At 54.6% G+C, this 23,548-nt stretch carries 26 protein-coding genes and 2 pseudogenes; 12 read left to right on the forward strand and 16 right to left on the reverse strand.

The annotated features are described in order from the left end of the window. Positions 1 to 38: 38 nt before the first annotated feature. From MF6396_RS21020 to ligA, 3 genes are all read right to left on the reverse strand, one after another. The gene (locus tag MF6396_RS21020; protein ID WP_061305180.1) at positions 39 to 1,136 is read right to left on the reverse strand and encodes a hypothetical protein; all 1,098 of its coding nucleotides are present in this window, start codon (positions 1,134 to 1,136) and stop codon (positions 39 to 41) included. A gap of 145 nt (positions 1,137 to 1,281) precedes the next feature. After that, complete coding sequence (locus MF6396_RS21025) at positions 1,282 to 2,349, reverse strand: toprim domain-containing protein (RefSeq protein ID WP_064492195.1); 1,068 nt, start codon at positions 2,347 to 2,349, stop codon at positions 1,282 to 1,284. A gap of 60 nt (positions 2,350 to 2,409) precedes the next feature. Then, complete coding sequence (gene ligA, locus MF6396_RS21030; RefSeq protein ID WP_064492196.1) at positions 2,410 to 4,416, reverse strand: NAD-dependent DNA ligase LigA; 2,007 nt, start codon at positions 4,414 to 4,416, stop codon at positions 2,410 to 2,412. A gap of 122 nt (positions 4,417 to 4,538) precedes the next feature. Here ligA and MF6396_RS21035 point away from each other — a divergent pair, with 122 nt between their 5' ends. Both MF6396_RS21035 and MF6396_RS21040 read left to right on the forward strand, forming a co-directional pair. Then, positions 4,539 to 5,435: a recombination-associated protein RdgC gene (locus MF6396_RS21035; RefSeq protein WP_064492197.1), complete on the forward strand. Its 897-nt coding sequence runs from the start codon at positions 4,539 to 4,541 to the stop codon at positions 5,433 to 5,435. Between the two features lie 80 nt (positions 5,436 to 5,515). After that, on the forward strand, positions 5,516 to 5,896 hold the full coding sequence (locus tag MF6396_RS21040) for a hypothetical protein (protein WP_061305702.1): 381 nt from the start codon (positions 5,516 to 5,518) through the stop codon (positions 5,894 to 5,896). 41 nt (positions 5,897 to 5,937) lie between these two features. On the opposite strand, the gene MF6396_RS21045 is transcribed toward MF6396_RS21040, so the two are convergent. From MF6396_RS21045 to MF6396_RS21065, 5 genes are read right to left on the reverse strand one after another with little or no spacing between them, the layout of a single operon-like run. Beyond that, positions 5,938 to 6,333, reverse strand: coding sequence for a hypothetical protein (locus MF6396_RS21045; RefSeq protein ID WP_061305704.1), 396 nt, complete (start codon positions 6,331 to 6,333; stop codon positions 5,938 to 5,940). 42 nt (positions 6,334 to 6,375) lie between these two features. Further along, positions 6,376 to 7,107, reverse strand: coding sequence for a type-F conjugative transfer system pilin assembly protein TrbC (trbC, locus tag MF6396_RS21050; RefSeq protein WP_224459419.1), 732 nt, complete (start codon positions 7,105 to 7,107; stop codon positions 6,376 to 6,378). Beyond that, positions 7,055 to 8,092: a TraU family protein gene (locus MF6396_RS21055; protein ID WP_023383772.1), complete on the reverse strand. Its 1,038-nt coding sequence runs from the start codon at positions 8,090 to 8,092 to the stop codon at positions 7,055 to 7,057. Before MF6396_RS21055 ends, trbC begins: the two co-directional genes overlap by 53 nt. Beyond that, positions 8,089 to 8,787 carry a type-F conjugative transfer system protein TraW gene (gene traW, locus MF6396_RS21060; RefSeq protein WP_023383771.1) on the reverse strand — a complete coding sequence of 233 codons (699 nt, stop codon included), beginning with the start codon at positions 8,785 to 8,787 and terminating at the stop codon, positions 8,089 to 8,091. The genes MF6396_RS21055 and traW overlap by 4 nt, the downstream gene beginning before the upstream one ends. A 36-nt stretch (positions 8,788 to 8,823) precedes the next feature. Continuing rightward, a complete protein-coding gene (locus MF6396_RS21065) occupies positions 8,824 to 9,621 on the reverse strand; it encodes a DsbC family protein (protein ID WP_023383770.1) in 798 nt (265 codons plus the stop codon). Between the two features lie 110 nt (positions 9,622 to 9,731). Between MF6396_RS21065 and MF6396_RS21070 the strand changes: the two genes are divergently transcribed. Continuing rightward, the gene (locus MF6396_RS21070; RefSeq protein ID WP_064492198.1) at positions 9,732 to 10,460 is read left to right on the forward strand and encodes a hypothetical protein; all 729 of its coding nucleotides are present in this window, start codon (positions 9,732 to 9,734) and stop codon (positions 10,458 to 10,460) included. 79 nt (positions 10,461 to 10,539) lie between these two features. Here the strand turns inward: MF6396_RS21070 and MF6396_RS21075 are convergent, their stop codons facing one another. The 6 genes from MF6396_RS21075 to MF6396_RS21100 form a co-directional block, all read right to left on the reverse strand. Continuing rightward, the gene (locus MF6396_RS21075) at positions 10,540 to 10,803 is read right to left on the reverse strand and encodes a hypothetical protein (RefSeq protein ID WP_023383768.1); all 264 of its coding nucleotides are present in this window, start codon (positions 10,801 to 10,803) and stop codon (positions 10,540 to 10,542) included. Between the two features lie 34 nt (positions 10,804 to 10,837). Beyond that, positions 10,838 to 11,062, reverse strand: coding sequence for a hypothetical protein (locus MF6396_RS21080; protein ID WP_078481483.1), 225 nt, complete (start codon positions 11,060 to 11,062; stop codon positions 10,838 to 10,840). A gap of 139 nt (positions 11,063 to 11,201) precedes the next feature. After that, positions 11,202 to 11,450 carry a hypothetical protein gene (locus MF6396_RS21085; RefSeq protein ID WP_061305567.1) on the reverse strand — a complete coding sequence of 83 codons (249 nt, stop codon included), beginning with the start codon at positions 11,448 to 11,450 and terminating at the stop codon, positions 11,202 to 11,204. A 10-nt stretch (positions 11,451 to 11,460) separates the two neighbouring features. Next, positions 11,461 to 11,724 carry a hypothetical protein gene (locus MF6396_RS21090; RefSeq protein WP_061305565.1) on the reverse strand — a complete coding sequence of 88 codons (264 nt, stop codon included), beginning with the start codon at positions 11,722 to 11,724 and terminating at the stop codon, positions 11,461 to 11,463. 338 nt (positions 11,725 to 12,062) lie between these two features. Next, positions 12,063 to 13,553, reverse strand: a complete 1,491-nt coding sequence (locus MF6396_RS21095; protein ID WP_153046105.1) for a hypothetical protein — start codon at positions 13,551 to 13,553, stop codon at positions 12,063 to 12,065. A gap of 310 nt (positions 13,554 to 13,863) precedes the next feature. After that, positions 13,864 to 14,730, reverse strand: a complete 867-nt coding sequence (locus MF6396_RS21100) for a hypothetical protein (protein ID WP_004574797.1) — start codon at positions 14,728 to 14,730, stop codon at positions 13,864 to 13,866. A 538-nt stretch (positions 14,731 to 15,268) separates the two neighbouring features. Between MF6396_RS21100 and MF6396_RS21105 the strand changes: the two genes are divergently transcribed. After that, on the forward strand, positions 15,269 to 15,757 hold the full coding sequence (locus MF6396_RS21105; RefSeq protein ID WP_177346340.1) for a hypothetical protein: 489 nt from the start codon (positions 15,269 to 15,271) through the stop codon (positions 15,755 to 15,757). Between the two features lie 51 nt (positions 15,758 to 15,808). Here MF6396_RS21105 and MF6396_RS21110 read toward each other — a convergent pair whose 3' ends face one another. Further along, positions 15,809 to 16,867 carry a tyrosine-type recombinase/integrase gene (locus tag MF6396_RS21110; protein ID WP_064492202.1) on the reverse strand — a complete coding sequence of 353 codons (1,059 nt, stop codon included), beginning with the start codon at positions 16,865 to 16,867 and terminating at the stop codon, positions 15,809 to 15,811. A gap of 336 nt (positions 16,868 to 17,203) precedes the next feature. Here MF6396_RS21110 and MF6396_RS21115 point away from each other — a divergent pair, with 336 nt between their 5' ends. The 7 genes and pseudogenes from MF6396_RS21115 to MF6396_RS21140 form a co-directional block, all read left to right on the forward strand. Next, positions 17,204 to 17,884 (forward strand): cupin domain-containing protein, encoded by a 681-nt coding sequence (locus MF6396_RS21115; protein ID WP_004574802.1) that lies wholly within the window; start codon positions 17,204 to 17,206, stop codon positions 17,882 to 17,884. Next, entirely contained in the window at positions 17,881 to 18,465 is a 585-nt protein-coding gene (locus tag MF6396_RS21120) for a TetR/AcrR family transcriptional regulator (RefSeq protein WP_004574803.1), read from the forward strand. The genes MF6396_RS21115 and MF6396_RS21120 overlap by 4 nt, the downstream gene beginning before the upstream one ends. A gap of 59 nt (positions 18,466 to 18,524) precedes the next feature. Next, positions 18,525 to 19,301, forward strand: coding sequence for an SDR family NAD(P)-dependent oxidoreductase (locus tag MF6396_RS21125; RefSeq protein WP_004574804.1), 777 nt, complete (start codon positions 18,525 to 18,527; stop codon positions 19,299 to 19,301). Positions 19,302 to 19,315: 14 nt separating this feature from the next. Beyond that, a complete protein-coding gene (locus tag MF6396_RS21130; protein WP_004574805.1) occupies positions 19,316 to 19,882 on the forward strand; it encodes an OsmC family protein in 567 nt (188 codons plus the stop codon). 252 nt (positions 19,883 to 20,134) lie between these two features. Further along, positions 20,135 to 20,893: pseudogene (locus tag MF6396_RS29565) on the forward strand (PAS domain-containing protein); the annotation flags it as partial. Positions 20,894 to 20,980: 87 nt separating this feature from the next. After that, positions 20,981 to 21,439 (forward strand): methyl-accepting chemotaxis protein, encoded by a 459-nt coding sequence (locus MF6396_RS29570; RefSeq protein ID WP_255260238.1) that lies wholly within the window; start codon positions 20,981 to 20,983, stop codon positions 21,437 to 21,439. A gap of 20 nt (positions 21,440 to 21,459) precedes the next feature. Continuing rightward, a pseudogene (locus tag MF6396_RS21140) lies at positions 21,460 to 21,718 on the forward strand (Tn3 family transposase); the annotation flags it as partial. 105 nt (positions 21,719 to 21,823) lie between these two features. On the opposite strand, the gene MF6396_RS29575 reads toward MF6396_RS21140, so the two are convergent. Further along, entirely contained in the window at positions 21,824 to 21,991 is a 168-nt protein-coding gene (locus MF6396_RS29575; RefSeq protein WP_078481484.1) for a flagellin, read from the reverse strand. Between the two features lie 261 nt (positions 21,992 to 22,252). On the opposite strand from MF6396_RS29575, the gene MF6396_RS21150 reads away from it, so the two are divergent. Next, positions 22,253 to 23,440 (forward strand): GGDEF domain-containing protein, encoded by a 1,188-nt coding sequence (locus MF6396_RS21150; protein ID WP_060765293.1) that lies wholly within the window; start codon positions 22,253 to 22,255, stop codon positions 23,438 to 23,440. Positions 23,441 to 23,548 lie beyond the last annotated feature (108 nt).

Genomic DNA, 23,548 nt, shown 5'->3' on the forward strand with positions numbered 1-23,548 from the left:
ATGAAATTATGATTTTTGAAGTGCGTTCGCTCCTAGGGCTATTCGTCCTCGTCTACCCGCTGCATGAACCAACCCGTTTCTTCATTTTGTTGGCGTATCATTGGGACTATCCCACCCTCAAAATCATCCACGCTATGACCGGAGAGACAGATACTGAGCAGGGTGCAGAAATCCCCACCATGGTCTTCTAGCGCAGGGTGCCCCTGATGGATGTCTTCAACGAGATTATTGAGCTTCAGAAGCTCGGATACGCTTGTGCATCGGAGGTTGAATAGTAGGTCTTGCCACTCGCCCAGTTCAGATAGGTAGACGCTGCCCGCATGGCAGTAGATGTGCCCATCAATCTCCTTCATGACTGGCCAGCGCATCAACATCAGAGCAGCTTCACCAGGAAAATCCTGGGATAGATAATCTCCCAAGCATGCTGCTCTTTGCAGGCGCAGGGCACGGTCTATCGGTTCACCTTGCGTCGCGGGTGGTCGAGACAGTGGCGTAATGTAGACCGGCACCTCACCGAGAATGTCGTCGTAAATCTCAAAGGATGGCTCGTCGATATCCGGGATATCGTCATCTGCGAGCTCATACTCCCAGCCGAGGGCATCAAAGACCTGGCACCAAAGTAACGGCTCGGTGTCACCGCAAAGAGTAAGCGCCAAGTGTGTCCGGTTAGGTTCACATTGCAGCTCGAAATGTTCGGGGTTACCTGGTGCTGCGAAAAACTTGGGTTCGTCATCCTCATGTAGCTCATTGACGAAAGCTTCAAATGCCACTCTCTGGTCAGTGCTGACAGCGAACTCATCTGACTTGGAGAAAGCCTTGAGCGGCTTTCCCGAGGTGGGGTTGACCATGCTTAAGATAAAGATCGCGAGAGGAGGATCGAGTTGATGCGCCCCAGTCAGTACCTGCAGATGATGCTTAAGTCTGCTTTGAACAACCTCCGAAGGGACCTTCTCGTCGACCAATGAGGGAGGGAGAGCTTCAATTGCGTAACTCATGATGTCCCAGCTGCCGAAGCCACACAAACTTGCGAGCATCGCTGCCACCTTTTCCTTTGGCAGCTCTGCTCCGCGGCTGCATAAGTCGACCCAGTCACGAGCTCGATCCATCGAACTCAAAACGAACGGCTCTTCGTGCATGGGAGGGCTCCGATAAGCTAAAGGTGTGCAGGTTGATCTCAGCGTAGCGGATGTCTCAACGGGCGTAGTCCTACCGATCGATCCATTGCATCACCACCTAATGCGCAGGTATAAAAAAACCCGGCCTGAGCCGGGTTTTGGGGGGTTAATTTAAGAGCCCTCGCATGTGCTTGAGCTGCTCGTTTAAGTCGCCGACCCTGTTGGGTGGATTGAAGGTGCCAAGGTTGGCTTCGAGAGCCTCTAGCACAGGCTTGAGGTTCTCTGCAGCCTTGAATCCTGGTTTATCCGGATCCAGCGCTTGAAGCACGTTCTTCTTGGCCATCATGGTGAACCATTCAGGCTCCCAGTTCTCGCAACCAGGTAACGCGAAGATCGTCCTTTTAGAGCCCATTTCGACGGCTGACAACATGTCGATCGGACCTTCGACGATCATGAATTCACTCTCAGAGCCTTCCCAGATCCAAGGAGATTTTCCGCCATACCGCATGGCCTTCTTCTCCCCTTCCTTGGGTTCACGCATGAGCCTGAACTCAGCAGCACAGTGCGATTGCGACCGAAACCACAGTGGTCGAAATGCACAGGCTGGCGCCTTCTTTTCGGGGTTCCACAGGCCAGCTTTAACCATCAGTTCCTGCCCTGCGACTTCAGTCAAGAACCCCTTGGCTTCCATCGGACTGTTCGGGATGGTGATCAGGATGCCTCTGTTGCAAGCTTCTCTGGCTACATCCTCGGATATACCGCGGCCAGCAAAGTATTTCAGGGCTTCTTTCGACGGATATGTGCAAGCTTCGGCGACTCGTTGCAATACCAGTGCAAGAGCACTGTCATCACGCTGAATCGCGTCCATGGGCTTGGGCGGAATGTAGTGCTTAAGCAGCTCCACGTCGGCGCCCATGAGTTCGAGGCCAGCTTCCCGATGGGTTTTACCCCAGTAGTAAGCTGCCGCTGCGACAACATCACCTTGCTCACCGCACGAATAACATAGCCAACCGCCATTTTTCACACTGATCTTCACCGAGTGGAGGGACGAAGCTCCACAGTCAGGGTTTGGACAGATGTTGTACCGAATCGCGCCTGCCGATGGTCTTGCTTTCGCACCGAGCATGTGCTCGAAGAACCAGTCGAGCGAGACATTTTGTTGCACGTATTCGAAGTCGACTTGATAGGCGACACCGTTGGCATCGCGCTTGTATGGACCATCAATTACCGACATTTTCTGGTTCTCCAGATGAAATCTTAATGCTCTGTGATGCTTCACGCCGGCCTGTAATACTCAGCCCGCGGCGGCGGCCAATAGCCGGGCTTCATCCCACACATCGATGTCCAGGTCCTTGGCGGCTTCGAGTTTCGAGCCTGCTGCTTCGCCGGCAACGACGAAGCTGGTTTTGCTTGAAACCTTGCTGGAGACCTTCCCCCCTGCTCCCTCGACCAGGGCTTTGGCAGCCTCTCTGCTAAGTGTTGGAAAAGTGCCGGTGAGGACGACGACCTTCCCTTTCAGCGAGGCCCCGCCGATGGCAGCGAAGTCGTTGGGTGTAGTGATCGTGGCCAGACGATCCGCCTCAGCACCGAGTGTCGAATCCTCGAAGAACCGGGTGATGTTGGTCGCGGTACCGTCGCCGACATCCTCGGTGGCCAGCAGTTGTGAGAATGTCGCTGAGCGGAATGCTGACCAGGACCCGAACTGCGCCGCCAGCGCTTTGCTGGTCGCTTCGCCTACACCCTCGATTCCCAGTGAGAAAATGAACCGCGGGAGTTCGGGAGCCTTCGAGCCCTCAATGCCCGCGATCAGGTTCTTCGCGGAGACCGTCCCAAACCCCGGGAGCGGTGCGACTACCTTGTCGTTCAGGCTGTACAAGTCGGAAGGCATGCTGATCAGGCCTGCGGCGATCAGAGTAGAGACCGACTTGTCGCCCAGGTTGTCGATGTTCATTCCCAGCCGAGAGCCGAAGTGAGCGAGCTTGCCCTGCTTCTGTGCTGGGCATTTGATGCCACCTGGGCAATACAGCTCGACGGCGCCCTGCAGGCGAACGAGGGGGCTATCGCATGACGGGCACTTTGTCGGCATCACATAGCGGGTGAGGGACTCATCGCCGATCGAGGGCACTGTCCGAACGATCTCCGGTACCACATCCCCCGCTCGGCGAACGATAACAGTGCTACCGACCTTGATGCCCTTGGCCTCAATTTGATCAGCGTTATGGAGAGTGGCGCTGGACACCACTACACCTCCGACTCGCACAGGCTTAAGCTTCGCCACAGGGGTTGCAGGCCCAGTTCGGCCGATCTGCACCACGATGTCTTCGACGACGGACACGGCCTCTTCTGCCGGATACTTGAACGCAATGGCGAAGCGGGGGGTGCGATTGTTCCAGCCGAGGCTTTTCTGGTCGGCGAGGGAGTTGACCTTGAATACGACGCCGTCGATGGCTACTGGGAGGTTGGTGCGATTCGCACCCACCTCATCGTAGAACCCTTTGATGCCATCCCAGCCGCGGACCACGGTCGTTTCCGGGGCAATGCTGAATCCGAGCTCCAGCAAGCCCTCAATGATCTTCCACTGTTTGGTTGCCTTGAACGCAGGCGTGCCATCGAGCTCCTGGGCTCCATACGCGTAGAAGGACAGCCTCCTGGAGGCAGTCACCTTGGGGTCCAGCTGGCGCATACTGCCGGCGGCGCCGTTGCGGGGGTTGGCAAGGGTCTTCAAGTCCTGGCTCTTGAGGCGCTCATTCACGATCTCAAAATCGCTATTGAGCATGACAACTTCGCCACGAACCTCCAGATCAATGGCCGCAGGTAGGGTCAGGGGCAAGTTCAGGATAGTTTTGGCCTGTGCCGTTACATCCTCCCCGGTCGTACCATCCCCGCGGGTGACTGCGCGAACCAGGACGCCAGCCAAGTATCGAGCCGAAAGCGCTAAGCCGTCGTACTTCAGTTCAGCGGTGAACTCGATATCCGCCGGCTGTGACAGCTCATCCACCACAGAGCTTGCAAATGCCCGGGCCTCTTCCTCGTTCATGGCGTCTTTGAGCGAAAGCATTGGCACATCGTGCTGTGCTTGGACGAACTCCTCCAGAACCCGACCACCGACCCGCTGCGTTGGTGAGTCGGCGGTAGCCAGATCTGGATACGCTGCTTCCAGTTGCTCCAGTTCACGAAACAGGAGGTTGAATTCTCCGTCAGGAATCGTCGGGGCATCGAGTCGGTGGTAAGCATCCATGTGTCCAGCGACCTCTACACGGAGTTGAAGAAGGCGTTGCTCAACCTGGGCGAATTCAGACATGGTTTTTCCACTGGCAGGATAGATGTGTGCATGATAATAAATCTGCCAGTATTATGCGTACATGTTTCTTTTTTGGCGCACCAAATCGTGCTGGTGGCAAGCCGGCCAGGAGTGACTTGCACATGTTTTCGAACCTTCACCTCTACCGGATTACTGAGCCCTGGCGCTTGTCTACGGCCGACCTTGCGAAACGGCTGGAAAAAAGGGCTTTCACCCCCTGTTCGGGTAGCGTCACCAAAACCCAGGGGTGGGTTGAGCCCCGTGTGGGCGGTGGGCTTGTGCTGGAGGTGCAGAAGCAGATCCTGCTGAATCTGTGCTTTGAAGAAAAGAAAGTCCCAGAGCCGGTGTTGCAGCGCCACGTGGCAAAGAAGGCGGCCAAGATGCTCTCCGAGAAGGGCTACAAGCCCAGCCGGGACCAGCTGAAGGCGATGAAGGAGGAAGCGTTTATCGAACTTCTGCCCAGGGCATTCGAGTCACAGAGCACGGAGAAGGTGTGGATCGATACTGCGGCGGGGCTGATCGGCATTGACTGTGGCTCACCGGCGAAAGCCGATGATGTCGTCACTCAAATCCATGATGCCATCGATATACCCGCATCACTGATTCGAACCTCGATGGACCCCTCCTCTGCGATGGCCACCTGGTTGATGAATAACGAATCTCCCGACGAATTCACGGTCGACCGCGAGGTCAACCTGCAGGGGCTGGACCTTGAAAAATCCAAGGTCGGCTACGCCTCGATCAGCCTGGAGCGCGAAGAGATCCGACAGCACCTGCTGGAAGGTCGACGGCCCGTACGGCTGGCCATGACATTCAATGAAGAGGTGTCCTTCGTCCTGACCGACAAGTCGACCCTCAAGCGCATTGTTTTCTTGGAGAGCGTGAACAAAGAAATTCCCGATGAGGAGGATGAAGAAGCTGCCTTTGGCGCGATGTTCGTGACTTACGCCGGCGTGCTTTCAAAGCTCGTGCCCGCACTCATGGAGGCCCTTGGCGGTGAGGAGTCCGCACAGGGGTAATCAGATTTGTAGTCGCGTGATGTGCATTACCGGGTACTAGGCGAACGCAAGGCTTAGCCACTCACCCCGGGAGAATGACCATGAAACTGACTATCGACACCGATGTTTGCAAACGCAAAGCTCAAGCTCTGTCGCTTGAGCTCGCTCTGTTCATCAACGCGTGCTGCATGCGGTTGAAACTGATCGTTGAGATTGCTGTGATGCTGGCCAAGGCCGGTTATTTCAGGATGTTCTTTTCGCAGATCTACACCGCCAGCAACATCGATGTTGACGGTTTCCGTAACGTGTATGAGCTCGAAGGGTATCCCAGCGTCACGCCTGGTCATGTGCGCTTGCGGTATCGCCAGACGGTGAACGGTCACGAGAAGGCTCGCACCAGCATGCTGGTTACTGAACAGGAATGGGATGCAGTGGCCCGCCGTGTGGCATTCGGGTCTGGGCGCTTGGCGCAAGCCGATTAACGTTTCACAGCACCCGGCCTCACCTGAGGCCGGGTTTTTTATTATTCGCCGTACAGCGCGTCCCATGCCTCTTGGACTGCTTCGTCCGAGGCGTCGCTGAGCTCATCCAGGCTAACGTCTGCATACCCACTGGCATGCAACAGGGCGTCGGCGTCTGACGGTGAAAGCCCTCGGCAGATTCTGTGAATTTCGTCGCAGCGGCCGTAGTTCCATGCCTCATAAACCTGCGCGTTCCAGGTGATGCCCTTTTCGACGTGTGCGACCAGGTCGCGAGTCATGACATAGGCGCCTAGGTAGAAGATGCAGGAATTCAAAGCGCATGCTGATAGTTCGCCTGGGCTTTCTCCACGACGCTTCGCAATCTCCAAATCAGCCCAGGAGCTCAGGTTCAGTTGGAAGCCAGGCTCCCAAGCAATGGTGGTCAGTTCAGTTTGCATAGTTTCACCAGAAGCCCGGCGCGATGCCGGGCTCGATCGTGATCAGTGGACGGTGCCAGGGGCTTGTTGTTTGTAGATCTTCTGCAACCTGGCCTCGGCAAGCTTTGCGATCTCAGGCTGCGCACGGAGGCGGATGGTATCCAGGGCCAACATTGCGCTGATGTCGCCGGTGATCGACGTGAAGGTGGCATCTGGTGAGCAGCCATCGTCCAGAACGGACTCTGCTTCTGCAGACGCCACGACGAACGTTGGTACCGATTCCACTTTGAAGGCCTTGAACAGATTGGGATTGATCTCCCACGGCACACCGGCCTTGTTCACCTCCAGCGCAGCCTGTTTGGTCTGCATCTGGGAGCCATTCTTGAACCCTCTCACGACCATGACAGCACCGGTTTCGCGGGCTTGTTGCGCCAGCCGCTCAAGCCTGTCTTTGGGCATCGAGAACGACACGAAGATGATGAAGTCGTTCGCGCCGTGGCCACCCTTTGCACCTTGTTTTGCGGCGTTGAATCGCGCAATGACGTCGTCAAGCGACTCGGTCTTGGTGGGCGCTGGGGCGTCGATGACCGGTACCGTGGCCTTGAACGTGCCCGGCTTCACCGGATCGATCTTCCCGTTCAGAGCGGCACTTCGAGATGCCGCCTGCTCCTGCATGATCTTCTGGATAGCTTCGTTGGAAGGCATTTCCAGCTGCTGGGACACGGCAGGCACGGCGAAGAAACTAGTTGCTAAGAGTAGCGCCGCCGCAGCAGTCGCGTTTACGGAAAATGCCATAGCCAAAGTCCTTGTATCCTGGGAGAGGGAACTCAGTGTTCGATTCGGTCAGAATTGTCGACCGCCCGATTGGAGAGCAGCACTTGCCTGCGATTTTTGCGGTCTCAGGCTTGGGGTAGAGGCGAGTCAGCTTGTACTGCCGCTTGTCCATGATGATCTGCGGGTAGTAGCCGCACATTGCGTCACCTCCCATTGCCGCCCACTGGGTACCCGCGGCATGGAGTTTCGCGAGGATTCGCGTGGTTTGCAGCCGGGCGGTTTGCTCCATGCTCAGGTGCGCCTCGTTCCGACCGGTCAGCGGGTACATGTGACCGTAGGAGCCGGCGGCCCAGAAGATCGTGGACAGTGGGAAGCCTGTAGCAGCGGCAACGGCATCGGCTGACATGGCCCCGATCGCCAGCATGCTCCCGAAGGGGAACGCGTAGGGGGTCAGGATGCCGGCGAGTTCGTCATCGTTGTGGGTTGGGTCCGCGAAAGACATCCAGGGCACGTCGATACCGCGGTTGTCCATGCACGTGTCGTCCAGGATGGCTCCCATCACATACATGGCCGGGTTGATATAGAAGTTGACCTGCATGAACGAGTCGCGGGTGCTGCCGATGCCGCTGCTCTGATCGTCAGAGATGTAGCCGAATGCATCTGCGTTGACGCCTACGTTGACTTTCACCCCACCGAGCAAGGGGAAGCATCCAGGCACCGTGGTAACGTCGGTCATCATGTCGAACTCCCAGAACGAGGTGGGAATGCCGACCTTGGGCGGGTTATCGCACGTGCAGAATGCGCTTTTGTTCCCGCTGTCGAAGTCTTCCTGGCCATCGGAAATGAGCTCCGTTGAACCGAAAAGCTTGATGGGGAACATGCAGGACCAGCAGACGTCCGAAATCAGGTTCGGGAATTTACCGGTGCACACGCCTTCATCGGCAGAGCTGACCGTACTGAGCAGGGCCGTTGCCACAAAGCCCAGGGCCATAAGCAGTTTCTTCATAGCTTCAACTCCTCGATCTGGAGTTCCCTGCCCTTTTGGGTCAGGACCGCGGGAACGCGCTCGATCCCGAACTTCTTCGTGAGGATGCCCATCTGGTCGAAGTAGACCGGGCGACCCCACTCCCGGTTGAGCTTCAGGAACGAACCCGCGACCAATATCACTTTGTCCCGGGGATGCTCATCGGTGCGCTTCTTGGCGTACTGCAGCTGCTTCGGGTCGCGAGCGTCGATGAAGATGATCGCTTTGCTGAGGGTGATGTGGTCCAGCGGGTTGATGCGAGTGCCCGCCGGCACCAGGATGTTACCCAGATGATCTTTGACGGTCTCAGGGTACGTGTAGGTCGGGTCGTACATCCTGATCTGCGGCTCAACGACGGGCCCAATGCCGGGTACCGGCTTGGGGTTTTCTGCTCCGGCCAACTGCTTGTCGCGGTAGTCGTTCCAGAACTTGTCGAGTTCGCCTTTCTTGTCCATCGCTTTCAACCGACCTTGGATCATGTCGATTGCATCCTGCTCCTGGATCTCCCAGGTGTTTCCGTACTTGCCGAGCTCTTCGGCATGAACAGTGGATGACGCGAGGTAGAGGGCGGTAAGGAAAGCGGATGCGCATAAGCGGCGTAGCTTCATCACAACTCCAATGAGAATGCCCAGCCCGGGGCTCATGACGATCAGGTGATCAGAAACCAACGTGGCCATCGAGATGGCCACGTGGAGAAGACTGTTGGCGGGAGATCAGGAACCGCCGTTGAGCCAGGCGTCGAGCCGCTCGGCCGATACCAGCCCCGGCATCTTCCGACCGTCTTCGCTCACCATGGCGGGAGTACCCTGGAAGCCAATGCTTTCGGCCAGCGCGATGTTGCGCTCGATTGGGTTATCGCATTTCTTCGCCGGCGGCTGGGTGCCTTGCGCCAAGGATTCCCATGCAGCAGCACGGCCAGCCTCAGGCAGACACCAGACCGATTCAGATTTGGCGCGAGCCTGCGGGTGCAGCGACTCCAGCGGATACATGAAGGTGTAAATGGTGACATTGTCCAACTTGCTGAGGACCTCCGTTTCCAGCTTCTTGCAGTACGGGCAGTCAGGATCAGAGAACAGATAGAGCTTGCGGGAGCCGTTGCCCTTTACGCGAGTGAACGCGTCTGCCAGCGGAAACTTCGAAACGTCGATTTTCTCAGCTGCAGCTCGCTTGGGTGCCGTCAGGTCCTTGCGAGTCTGCATGTCGTAAACGCTGCCGAACAACAGGTAGCGACCTGAGGCATCGGTGTAGGCAATGTTCTTGCCCATGGTGATTTCGTAGAGGCCATCGATCGGCGCCCGCTCTACGTTGGTGAAGTTGGTGGAGGGGTATTTGCCCTTGAGCGTGTTGAGCACGGTCATGATCTCGATGTCAGCAGCTGGCGCCGCTGCCGCAGCTGCTGGAGCGGTGGCTGCGGCAGGGGCCTGAGCAACCTCGGGTGCAGGCGACTCGGCCTGGGCGAATGCAGCCAGCGAGCAACTGGCGAGAGCGATAGCGACAACGAGCTTTTTCATCGGTTACCTCAGATTTAGAAATGGTGACGGTAGAATTATGTGTACGTGTGACCATATACTAGCAATACCGACAACGCGTGACTATACGCAGCGAGTATTAAAAGAGAGTTATGGATACCGCAAAGCCGCCATCTCACCCGTTGCAGCAACTGCACCACGCCTATCAGGCAATCAATGAGCGCTTCTTTTCCGGGTCATTACCTGGCTGTGAAATCAGATTCTCGACACGCCAAGGGTCTGAAGGCCATTACCGGCCTGGCGCTCTTCCGAGCGGGGAGCTCTGCCCGGCCTTGGACCAAATCGCCGTTGGGGCGCACCTTTCGAGCAGCAAGATGATCGAATCGCTGGCGCATCAAGCCTGTCATCAGTACCGGCAGCACTCCGGACAGCCCCCGCGGCGGGCCTACCACGACCAGGTCTGGGCCGAGAAAATGGTCGAGATCGGTCTGCAGCCGTCCAGTACCGGCCTGCCTGGTGGCCAAGTGATCGGGCAGAAGGTGTCGCACTACCTTCTCGAAGGCGGGGGCCTGAGCCTCCTCATCCGCGAGCTTCACGATCAGGGGCTGAATATCAATCTGGCGCGTGCGGCCGGGCCTGCTGGTGCTGGCCGCCGAAGCGCGCAAAAAAAAGTCTGGGCCAGAACGAAATACACATGTGCTGGCTGCAACAAATCTGTGCTCGGCGGCGACCAGTTCAACCTGGTGTGCGGTGATTGCCAGCTGCCGCTAACGCCTGAGGTATCTACTGCGGGAGCGATCGAGCGCGAAGGCGCCGAGATGCTGGCGGAGGAAGGGGCACTTCATACGGCGCCCAGCTCCTGGGAACAGTCGGTGGCATAAGAAAACCCCCGAACCAATAGGTTCGAGGGCGGGTGAAGCAGTTATGCAGAGTTGGAGAACTCGCAAGAGTCCAGCCGACTCACGTCCGGCGTGGATCCTCAATTACGTTGGTTTCTGGAACCGGAATCCCGTAGTGGTCCGCATCGTGGTACACGGCAGAGTTCGGATTGAGGAAAGACAGGTCGTCAACGACCCAGCGTCCTCCGTTGGTTCCGCCGGCGAGGTAGCAGCAGCGGGTACCGGCAGGGACTTCTACTTTGTAAAAACTGCGGGCGACTTTAAATTCGACTTCGGCAGCATTGATGGTCTTGCCCATTTTCGCGATAGGGGTGCGGGTGTTCATGTGTTTCTCCTGAAAGGCGTTTTTTGCTGGCAAATCAAAAAGTGAACAGGTCACCCGCGGATCCATGGCCGTTGTTGAACTTCGTCTCGCGAGGTACCTCGAACCAACTGAATCCGTCCCAGACCTCCAGGTTTTCGCCTGACACACGTGCTTTGAAGTAGCGACATCCCAGCTTCGGGTGGTAGGCGTAGATGCCCGCCCCTTTCAACAGGTGATCCTCGATTTTCTTCCGTGCTTGAACTGCGGTGAGAGTGGCCATCGCCTGCTCCATTCATGTGAGGTGCGCCAAGGCACTTGTGTCGCCATAAGGCGTTGAACTTGCCTCGGGAGATGACGTTCATGCGGCTATAAATCCACATGAAAAAACCCGGCGCATGGCCGGGTTGGATGGAGCGTTTCTAAGCTTGCAACTGGTAGCTGCCAGTCACCTTTGTGCCACGCATGGCGCTGTAGTAGTTGACGCGATCGATGAAAGGGATGGCCTTAAGCACGGTTGAACTGAAGCCATGCGTTGAACGTATGGTCTCAATGGTGCCACCGGTTGAGAGCTCCCAGAGGAAGATGGTCCCCCCATTGGCATGTACCGCTGCCTTCCGCGTGATCTGCGCGCCCTGCATCAGCCGCGAGGCCTCAATGATCGGATGCATACAGCCCCCTTCACTTAGCCTTTGCGTTGGCGACGAACGATTCGAGCTCCTTGACGGTCGACCCGAAATTTACTTTCTCGCACAGCAGTTCGATCTCTTGTGTCGACAGGGGGGTGAGCTGGCCGGCGTTGCTTGCGATATCAAGCAGGCCGGGAACTGCTGGCGCACCGCTTCGGAGGAACTCCTGGTAGTGGCGAAGTGCGGCGAGCACTGTACCTTGCTCACGGTCACCTACGAGAACTGCTGTTTGAGTTGGCAGGGTTTGCTTGGACATACTGATCTCCTGGGATGAAGCAGGTCTTGCGTTGACCTGGTCCCCGGAGATGGTGAGCATCGAGCTATAAAGCTGGGCTCGGTTTGAGTTGGTGGTGCTGATGTGAGCGTTCGAGCTCGGCAAGCCCTGCGATCGGCCGACAGGACAGGGCTCAGCTCAAAATGAGTGCTGGTTTCTCAAATTAGTTTGGAGCAGTGCAGGTACGAGATCCAAGGCAAATGCAAACGCAGCACTAAGAAAGCTACAAAAACAACGGGTAGACAAAAACTCCACATGGTTACCTCAACAGTGGACAACCATAACCGCCCGCGCACACTGCCGAGGCAGAGCCGAATAAATCAAACCGCAGGTTCAATATCATCGACTATGAAGTCTAGTTCAGATCGCAAATAATCAAAGCGAGCTTTAGCGACAACATCCGGGTATTTGGTATCCATGAACGGCGAAACCATCCACCCTTTATGCTCGCTTTTTGCACGTTCTTCAAAAAACTCCGCCAAGCCAACCTGGCTTATGACTTGGATTGCGATCTCATACTCTTCAATCGACATGATTGTATATGGGTACTGTTCTACCATACCCCTTTCAAGACCAGCCTTCTCAAGTAGATTAAGAATAGCGTCTTCAAGTTTCTGGAAGATGGATGGGCCGAAGAGATACCAGTTCGAGAGAGTTAATACGACTGGATAGAGTCTCCGACCTTCTGGCTTCCATGGCGTATACTCACTCACTACATCTGCCAAATTCTTATAGTTTTGAACGACGAATTTTGCAAGGTGGTTAACCTCTTTTTCTAGAGCGCCATCTTCTAGCTGGTAACGAGCCGGAAGTCCAAGGCGCTTCGATTTACACTCAATCAGCATAGCCGCTGATTCATCGTACACATACCAGTCCACTCCATCCTTCTTATTTTTTTTAACGAAATACTCTTCTCCCGCTCGAATAGATAGACTGTCTGTTGTTATAAGTTCTGCACTTATTTCACCAACATATCGCTCAACAGCCGCCCCGTATGGGTTCTCAAACCCTTCAATCCGTCCTAAGTCAAAAAATAAGCCTTCCGACACTCTCGACAAAATGAAATGAGGGACCGGACAAATAACAATATTAGGGGCCTCTGGAAAAACACGAACTAAAGGTGTGCTTTGTAGGGGGTTAATAGTGTACGACCAGTTCTCATTATATTCTTGAACTGACTTGGTGCGCTCTCGGAGTGACTGAAAATCCATTACAATCAAACTAAAAAATGAATCACGTTGCTGGTCAGTAATTCCGAGTTGTGTAAAATCGGTGTTCAGATCATATGAATTTTTTGAGATGAACGCACCGGCTGTCGCCATTCCCAAGAGATAGAATTTCTTAATAGTTAGGCCAGTCTCCTTCTCCAAAAGGGCTTCAACCTCAGGCGCCCTGTAAATCCTAAAGTATCGAGCAAGCCGCAATTCGACAGTATGGGCCTGCCAGGGAAACTGTTGCTGAATGATCCGATGCATTTCTTGGAAGATCATCTTTTCAAGGCGGCCGTGAACCTGTTGGTCTTGTAGTTTCCTGATTTTCTCGATGGCGGAAACAAAGTCTCTCAGTTCAAAGAGATTTTTTGTAGCACCCACACCAGAGTTCAAGATCACCTCACGTGCTAGGATATCAAGCTCCCAAGGAAATACTACACCCTTGATAGAGCACTTGCCATTTGGGTGAATTCGTGAAAATTGAAGAGGAATAGATTCCCCGTATTGGATATTCTGATAAAAGCGACATATTTGAAGAAGGGCTGCAGTACGATCTAGCTTGGCAACAAAATTACGAAGTGGCTTGTAATGGTGATACATCATTCTTCCCTGATGCTAAGCACGATATTGCGTGGTACTTTACACCATCCCTCAGCGCTGGGCACTGTCACTATTACCAGCTTGTCGACACGACCGCAGAAGCTGATTCGACTAAACCTTGTCCATGGGAGTGAATCTCGAATTCCAACTGATCAAAGGGACAACAGCAGCCTACAGAGTACCTCGACTCGTTCGAGCCATGGAGAGGGCGCAGCTATTATCCCCTACCCCTCATTGTCCTCGGTATCGCCCGCAGGCAAGGCTATCGCGATATAGGAGGCCGTGGCCGCCGTAAGTGACTAGTCAATTTTCAGGCGTTTGATGATTCGGTTGCCAGCTGTAAGCTCGCTGCCTCGGCTTCGTACTCGGCAAGCGCTTTGGCGTACATATCAGGGTGCTGCTTGTCGAAGCCAGGCATGTGTTCGGTTTCTACCCACTGACCGCGGATTTGGCTTTTAGCGAGCCAGGGTCTCTTGTTGCCGGCCGGCTGGGTCCATGCGGTGACGCCTATTCCGAATGATGCGATTTGCTTGGCCGTGATGAATCCCTGCTTGCGCATCAGGACCACCACTTTCAGTGCCGATTCTTTCCACGGTGTGAGTCGCACCGGTGCTGGCACTCCAGCCGGCAAGGAGGTCACGATGGCTGGTACACGGCAGCGCACTGAGGGCGACCAATCGAACATACGTTCATCAGAGCCAGCGCTGCCCTCTGCGTAAAAGAGTCGATGATCAAGTCCGAACGTGTGCACGTAGCCTTGTGCTGTCCATGACTCATATGGGCAGAGTACTTTGACTCCAAGCCGACGGAGCATCTTGGCAATGCCAGCACTGGCATCGGTGATTTTGCTGACGATGACCAGGCGGTGATCTGGGCCCGGACTCTCCCAAAAGTCGTCGCCTTGATTGGGAAGGATCTGTTCAGCGACCTTGGCATTCAGCGAGAGCTTTGCCTGGACACCGATCTGGCGGCCGTCGTCGTTGACCACCAGTACATCGAACCCTGCAGCCTCTGGATAACACGTCCATCCTTTGATCTGGTTGAACTCTTTGATGAATACTTCGCAGAGCGTCGACTCTTTGCTGATGGTTGGAGGCTTGGCTCGGCTGATAGGCTGCATGATGAGCTCGGGGTGTTCCCGGCGTTGCTGCTGGTCGTGAGAGAGTATGGTGGCCATCGTTGTCCCTGTTGGGTTGAGGCAGAAGTCGCGCTCGTGCGGTCGATAACTCGTATCTATACGCCTCGTGATTCTGAATGCACGTCTTCAGTTTGTCCATTCCGATACTGTGAGTATCTCGCGGGTCGGATGGAGGGTTTCCAGGCAATCCTTCTGGCCTCGATACCCAACGAAAACGGCGTATTTACGGGATTTTTGGCGCTCTGACTGCTCCTTCGCAGATTTTTATAGTTCCATGTTGCATTGCCAGCGAAACCAGTGTTTAATAGGCCCCATGTAGGCGATCAAGCCTCAACCGACCCAATCTCCTGAAAGGCTGGGAAAATCAACCGAAAGGTTGAACTTGCGACCACAAGGCCCGCTACTTCGTAGTGGGCCTTGTGGTTTCTGGCGTTTGTGGACCATGCGCGTCTCTCCCGCGGGCCCAGGTCTTGGCGCTATAACACGGAAACATACACCGACTGTATCTAAATGCTATTCTGCGCAGGTTGGCCATGCGGCCGACCAATTGTCCCCTTTAGGAGCACAGGATATGAGCATGAGCGAGAAGCGAGTCAGGGTGGAGGTCAACGGTGTAGGGGTGGGTTCTCTCTCGATGGAGAAATACCAGGAGATCCGAAGCCGTGTGCGTCGAGATCCTCGGACGTATGTCCATGGCCTGATCGTTGTGATGAGCGCTTTGACTCGAACCCTGCGGGGAGCCGTTGCAGCCCTCCCAGCGGCTGTTTTCGCCTTGGTGCTGCTTGCGGCAATGTTGGAACCTGAAGCATTCACCAGCGCCCTCGTTGCATTGCAGTCTGCGAGCCCTGCTGAGATCACTGCGGGGCTGACCAAAATCATTGAGGTTGCGCGATACCTGCTAGCTCCAATGATTGGCCTCTTCACATTGTTCTCGGCCTTCCGTGAAGTGCGAGACGCCTACTTTGAGGATGTTTGCCGCGAAGTCCGCATCGCCTTGAATGCATCAGCCGTTGGCCATGTGTCCATCAGCATGTGCGAAGTTGAACAGGCCCCTCAGTCTGCGTAAGCGTCTGCTGTCACCTGGGCGGAGGCGATCACGCCTCTGCCCAGCCACAGCTCACTCCCCTTGTTCCGTGACTTTGGTGGTCTGCCGCCACAGCTTCCAGGACTCATACAGCCGCTCGGCCGACACGGGCTGTGCAAAGCCCATCCACTCCGCCACCAGGGCCGGCGTCTCCCCTCTCTCGAACAGCTCCGCAGCAAAGGTATTGCGCAGGGTCTGTGGGCTCGCTCGATGCTCGGGATCGCGAATGGCTTTCACCCCAGACTCGACGATCACGGCCTCGGTGATGCGGTTCACCGTGGACGGGTTGATCGCGGTGATTTTCCGACCGTTCTTGATCACCGGCGTGATGTCGCTGGGGAACACCAGGTCACCTTCGGTGCCGGCCTGCAGGCGGATGTGCAACCAGGTGGCCAGGGCCCGGGCGGCATAGTCGAACGGCTTGGTGCGGTGCTCGAACTTCGAATCCGCATAGGAAAGGGTGATCCACGGGGCAGCTTGCGGAGTGATGCAATTAACAGTCAGGCCGACGATGTCCTGCACCTTGAGTCCAGCCCCCACGCACAGACCCACCATCGCCCGATCCCGAGCCTCGCGCCAGCGCCCCCGCTCGTTCTGCGCCGTCAGCGGCGCCACCAGGTGATTGGCCAGCAGCTCGGCTTCCTGGGGCCGCAGAAAGCTCGTAGGCAGGTTGCCGTCGACATCCTTCCATTTGACCCCTTCAGCCCTCAACGCCTGCGCCGCCGGGTTGAGGAAGCCTGGCTCTTCCTTTTCCTTGAACAGGTCGGCCAACACCCGTTGTATGAGTTTGCGGTACCGGTCGCGCTGCGGCCTATTGTTCACTCGCTTTTCGTTCTTCTCGATCTCAGGGGTTAGGCTATCTAGGAAGTCTGAAATATTGCTTGCATCCACTTCGTCTAATTTAATGCTCTTTTGCTCAATCCAGTCGACAAACCGGCCCCACTGCGAGCGATAGACCTCCGCGGACGATATTCGAATGCGGGCTGAGGTTCCCCTGCCCGCTTGCTGGCTGATCCAGTGGTCGAATGTCTCCTTGGGCCGTTCATTCCAAGAAGGACTGTCAGGTTTGAAGAGGTCTTCAGTAGCGCTCATGGGCGACTCCGGAGGTACAGGATAGACGGGAGCTAGGTCGGCCTGCTCTGACTGTTAATTGCATGTCAGTGAAGTGTAGTGGAGAACATTTGTACTCGCCTGGTTTTTCACTGACAGAATGGGGGTGGCCTAGCCGCCGGCACCGCGGGCCAGAGGGACCGGCGGCTTCAAGGGGACGATAGAGAATTCGGAAAAAATCGTACGCTAAGCTTCGCGAGTTCTTGTAACCAATTCATTGTTTTTTCAATGGATGAAAGAAAATGGCGAAAGCTATTTGACAAACAAATCGGGATCTTATAACTTACCTACCAAGTAGTCGGTAGATGAAATAAAGCCATGAAACTCAATTCAGATCTTTCGCAGCGTGTTGTCGTCGAGCCTTCAAGCTTACAGTGGGTCGATTCGCCAGCGACCGGGATTCAACGCCAGTTACTGGAGCGTGATGGCGACGAAGTGGCGCGTGCCACCTCGATCGTGCGATACGCGCCGGGCTCCGCTTTTGAAAATCATAAGCACGACTTGGGCGAGGAGATTCTGGTCCTGGACGGCGAATTCAGCGACGAATCCGGGACCTTCGGGCCTGGGACTTACATCAAGAATCCACCAGGTTCTTCGCATGCACCGAGCTCCGCGACGGGTTGCACGTTGTTCGTCAAGCTGCGCCATCTTGATCTAGCCGACAGCCAACGCACCGTGGTCGACACCCGTAACGGCCCCTGGTTTCCAGGCCTCGTGCCGGGTCTGTCGGTGATGCCACTTTCTGAGTTCGACACACAACATACGGCTTTGGTGCGCTGGGCCCCGGGGACACGATTCAATTCGCATCGTCACTACGGCGGTGAAGAAATCTATGTGTTGGAAGGCGTCTTTGAGGATGAGTTCGGAAGCTACCCTACCGGCACATGGATGCGCAGTCCGCATTTGAGTGCTCACCGTCCCTTCAGCAATACAGGCTGCACCATCCTGGTCAAGACAGGCCACCTGCCAGTCGCCGAATCAAATGAGGCGCTTGCATGAAGCATTTCTCCGAAATCTCGCCGACCGCCGAGCGGGTGGTCGATGCCGCTGAAGGGTTGGTACAGCAGCACGGCTACAACGGCTTCTCATACGACGACGTGGCCCAGTTGGTAGGCATCAAAAAACCAAGTATCCACCACCACTTTCCCAAGAAGGGTGAACTCGTGGCCGTGGTCGCACAGCGCTACACGCACCGGTTTCGTGAGGAGTTGCTGAGCATCGAAGGGCAGCATGCGAAAGCGCCTGACAGGCTAACTGCGTATGCGGCACTTTTCGAACGCACCTTCGCCAAGGACCGGCGCCTTTGTGTCTGCGGCATGTTGGGTGCCGAGTCGGACTCGCTGCCGGACGCCGTTGTGAGCGAGGTCGAGCGATTCTTTAAAGTCAATCTCGACTGGTTGACTCTTGTCGTTGCCGATGGTCAGCGTGCCGCGCTGATCACCTCGAATTCCACCCCAGAGGCTCTCGCAGAGGCATTCTTGTGCGCGTTGGAAGGCTCGATGATGGTGGGCCGTGGCATGCGGTCGTCACGCGGACCGGCCGAAGTTGGAAACACTTTTCTTTCCACCGTGTTGACCTGAGGTCGGCACTTTTTTTGCAACACAACCCTACCATTTAGTTGGTAGTTAAGGAGATTATTATGAGTACTGAATTTAATGGCAAGAAGTTGTTGGTCATCGGCGGCACTAGCGGGATGGGACTGCAAACTGCCCGCATGGTTCTTGAGCAAGGCGGAAGCGTCGTCATCGTCGGTCACCGTGAAGACAAGGCCGAAGAGGCCCGCAAGGCGCTGTCGTCGTTGGGCACCGTGACCGCCCTGACTGCCGATCTCTCGCGAGCCGAAGATGTGAAGCGACTCCTGCATACCATCGATGAACACCACAAGGACATCAATCTTCTGGTCAACGCGGCTGGGGTGTTCTTCCCGAAGGCGTTTCTTGAGCACACGGAAAGTGATTACGAACAATATTTGACGTTGAATAAAGCGTTCTTCTTCATCACACAAAAAGTCGTGGCCAATCTCGTGGCCAGCGAGCGTCCCGGCGCCATTGTGAACATCGGCTCGATGTGGGGCAAGCAGGCGATTGCGGCTACGCCGTCGTCCGCGTATTCGATGGCAAAAGCAGGTTTGCATTCGCTGACCCAGCACCTTGCGATGGAGCTGGCATCCAAACAAATCAGGGTCAATGCCGTTTCTCCGGCGGTTGTCGAAACGCCGATTTACGAGGGATTCATACCCAAGGCCGAGGTTCATGGCGCCTTACAGGGATTCAACAGCTTCCACCCAATCGGCAGGGTTGGGACGCCACAAGACGTCGCCGAGGTCATCCTCTTCCTGTTGTCGGACAAGGCAGCATGGGTGACGGGCGCAATCTGGGACGTTGACGGCGGCGTGATGGCCGGGCGTAACACATAATGGGGGAACGAGAAATGAACACAAACATTAAAGGAACTCCCGGCAACGGGATCAACGTCGGCGCATTGCGTGAGTTTGCAGATCAGGTCGCAGCAAAGCCCGCCGCAGGCATCGCGACGTTCGGCGTCGTGACAACCTGGGAGGGTGGCACCCGGACGCGTGCGCGAACCATGCCGCTCGTACTAGGTGACACGGCCTTGGCGCGCGGCTTTGTCATCGACGCGGACGAACCGGCAGAATTGCTCGGTACCGACACGGCCGCTAATCCACAAGAATTGATCCTGGCTGCGTTGAACGCATGCATGACTGCAACCTACGCGGCAAATGCGGCGGCAATGAACATCGAGTTGCAATCGCTGACTATCCGCACGAAGGGAAGCCTCGATCTGAGAGGTTTTCTTGGAATCGATCCTGGGATCAATCCAGGGTACGACCAGGTCGAGTATGAGGTCGAAATGGAGTCGTCGGCGGATTCGGCGGCGCTGAAAGCATTGCACGCGCAGGTGCAGCGAACATCGCCGAATTACCACAACTTCGCGAGAGCCATTGATCTCAAGGCCAAGCTGACCATTCTCCAATGATCGAGTCAGTGTTTCCCGTGGTTGGCTGACGGGAGGCCAAACCAGATGCGCTATGACGGAAGGTTCAACCTTCCGTCATCACGTTCTCTGGAATACGCAGTGTCAATTTGAGGTATAGCTCAATATGACACATGGCTGCAAATCGCTAATTTACCAACTATAAAGAGCTATGCTCTCAAGAAGCGGTTGCGCTAACCGATACAGTATAAATTAGGCCCCAAGTATTATTTTATTTGCACAAAGGTAATGATTATGTTTTTCAATAAAAACAAACAACTGCTGGACACAGAAAATAAGCTCTCAGAACTACAGTGGCAGCTTGATTCAATAAATCGAAATGTCGCGGAAATCAGATTCAGGCCAGACGGGAGCGTAATCTATGCGAGCAATATCTTTCTAGAGATGCTTGGTTACAAACTCGAAGAAATAGCAGGGCAGCACCACAGAATTTTCTGCGAAAAGAATTATGCTAGCACAGCTGATTATTCGCGCTTCTGGCAGAAATTGGCTGACGGCCATCCTCAATCAGGTTTATTTAGGCGGCTGCGCAAAGACGGTAACTTAGTATTGATTGAGGCTACTTATATTCCAGTTCAAAATCAAGATGGAAAAGTTATTGAAATCATTAAGATTGGCTCAGATGTCACTCAGAGAGAAAACGAGTTACTCTCACTAAGAGCCGTCCATGCAGCCATCTCCCGCTCGATGGCGGAGATCGAGTTCACACCTAACGGTGACATTCTGCATGCAAATGAGAATTTCCTCCGTGCTATGGGTTATCGCCTCAGCGATATCAAGGGTCGACACCACCGAATGTTCTGTTTCGATAATTTTTATCAAGAAAATACAAATTTTTGGCAGAGTTTAAAGGGAGGAACTTTTTTCAGCGGGCAATTTGAGCGCAAGACCGCATCGGGAGAGACCATCTATCTTGAGGCCACCTACAACCCCGTCGTTGATGAAGCCGGCCAGGTTGTGAAAGTGTTAAAATTTGCCACCGACGTCAGCTCGCAGAAGCATAAGGCTGATGAAATCCGTCAAGCCGCAGAGCTTTCCTTCACCACCGCCGAGGAGACATCTCAAATTTCCGTGCGGGGCATGGAGTCCCTTGCTAGTTCAATTGAATTATCTCAGAGCACACTTAATTTAATAAACGGTGCGGTTATTTTGATTACACAGCTAAATGCTCAGGCTAAAGATATCGAGAAAATTGTTACCACCATCCAAGGCGTGGCAGAACAAACTAACTTACTAGCACTTAACGCCGCAATTGAAGCTGCCCGAGCGGGTGAAATGGGCCGAGGCTTTGCTGTAGTAGCCGACGAGGTTCGTCAGTTGGCAGCTCGAACTAGCAGTGCCACCGTGGAAATCCAGAATGTGGTAACTGCTAACGGAAAGCTTACTCAGCAACTGAATATAGATATGAACAGCATCGCTAGAAGCGCCGAAGAAAACAACGATCAGATCGCAACTGTAACAACTATTATGCGTGAAATCAGTGACGGTGCAGACCATGTTGCCCGTACCGTATCGACGTTGTTCAAAGACAATAGCTAGTGTCCAGTTTTAGGCAAAATCAGGATCGGAACTTCGAGCCGCAGCGCTACAGAGCCAGAAGCCCAAACTTGGTGACGGCCATCGTGCTATGGAACACGATGTATCTGGAGCGCATCACTTGGGGCTGGTCGAGGCAAGTCGGTGGGCGGCGAGCTGCTGCAATACCTGTTGCCGCTGGGCTGGGAGCACATCAACCTGACTGGCGATTACGTCTGGCGGCAGAGCCGCAGGCTGGAGGTCGGGAAGTTCAGGCCGCTACGATTGCCCGGAAAACCTTAGCGTACGATTTTTTCCGAATTCTGCGGGCACCCCAGGAAGCGATGATGTTCATGGCAAGTCCTCCACGTGTGGGAGGACAAGGATGGCTAGCCAGAGCAGTAGTCGCTAACCGGCTGCGTGCCGCCGAGCCGTTCTCGCCGATTTTTTTTGCAGGTTCGCGATGATGTTTTCCAAACGATTTTGCACCACACCAAGCTGAGCACGCTGACTATCCAGGTTGCTGATTGCGTCATGCCCCCAAGGCGCTCTGCTCACTTGACGCGGTGCTGACATCAATAGCAGCTACATTATCCCGCAGGCTACACTGTCCGCATAAGCGCTGGCTCAGCGCCCGTATCCAAATTCTGATTGATAGACTGGCCAATGGCAAAACACTTGAAAGTTTTTTCGGCAAAAGTGATTAGTCGATTTACTGATGCCCGATACACGCATACCAATTGAAACATAATTATTAATTTTGGCTAACAACTAGAAGTGCCGGCCAATTTTGGCTTTACGGGCACATACTTAATTATTTTTGTTTAGCAGAAAATTATGCCTGATATAGACTTAGCCATACTTACGCCACTTACACTGACCATAAACGGAATTGTCGCAGGTTATATGTTGTTGTTAGCTAGGTTAAATATAGCCCAGCCCGCGTTTAACCATTGGGCTGCGTCATGCATTATTTTTATTTTTGCCAGCCTGCTTGCGGTGTCTCGCCTGTATCAAGTTACCCCTATTATCAGTGTCTGGCTTGCCCACAGTTTACTAGCCCTACCACCCATTCTGATTGCAACCGGTTTGCTGCGTTTTTTTCGTGGTACCGAAACAGCCTTGCCGACAAAAATGCTTGGTAGTATTTTTGCGGTTTACGCCACGCTCTTGTTTTTTACTTATAAGTTGTCATACAGCGCGCCGATCCTAACGGCAGCAGCGATAGCACTGGCATGCTTTTGGTGTATTGCGCTGCTTAATTTAAATACAATGCAGCGCATTATATCCAGGCTATTGCAGGGCGTTTTGCTGCTGCATGCGCTAGCCATGTTTGCAGAAATTACACTCTATATAGATCAATGGCAGCTTCCGCTAACGCGCCACATAGAACTCTACTTAAAGCTAACACTCATCAGCCACCTACTGCTGACAACCATTGCCAGTATGCTGTTGCCGTTGCTGTTATTTGTTCATCGTGAACAAAATCTTATGTTGCAAGCAAACAGAGATGAACTGACACAGCTACCCAACCGTCGCCATTTTTTACGTGAATCCTCCGCCTATATGGCAAAGGCCACTGGCAGCTCGTCGGTGATAATTATGATGCTCGATTTGGATAATTTTAAATCCATCAATGACACCTTTGGTCATGCCGTTGGTGACGCAGCACTAAAACAGGTCGCCCGTGCACTGGAAATAGAGTTGCGCAAAACCGATTTTATTGGTCGTATGGGTGGGGAAGAATTCGCTATTGTGATGACCGACACCACTGAAGCAGAAGCACGAGCAATTGCTGAACGCTTGCGTCAAAAAGTTGAACTTCGAGCCCGTGTTATTGAGGGTAATCAGGTCAACTTAACCATCAGTATTGGTGCCACTTGCAGCTACAAACACAATAGCTCAGGTTTCCAGGCACTACTCAAACTGGCAGATGATGCTTTGTTTGAAGCCAAACGCCGTGGTCGCAACCAGGTTGTCTTTGACTACGCTAAAAATGATGCGAAAAGTATCGCTGACTCATAGCGCACAATACCGCCCGCCACCACGACAATCGCCTTCACGGTCAAGGTGGCAGCCTCCGCTGCTATCACCATTACGGAAGCTGCTGCCCAGTATGACGGGATCGGGAAC

The organism is Pseudomonas sp. MF6396, from assembly GCF_002018915.1.
In the GTDB taxonomy this organism is placed as follows: Bacteria; Pseudomonadota; Gammaproteobacteria; order Pseudomonadales; family Pseudomonadaceae; genus Aquipseudomonas; species Aquipseudomonas palmensis.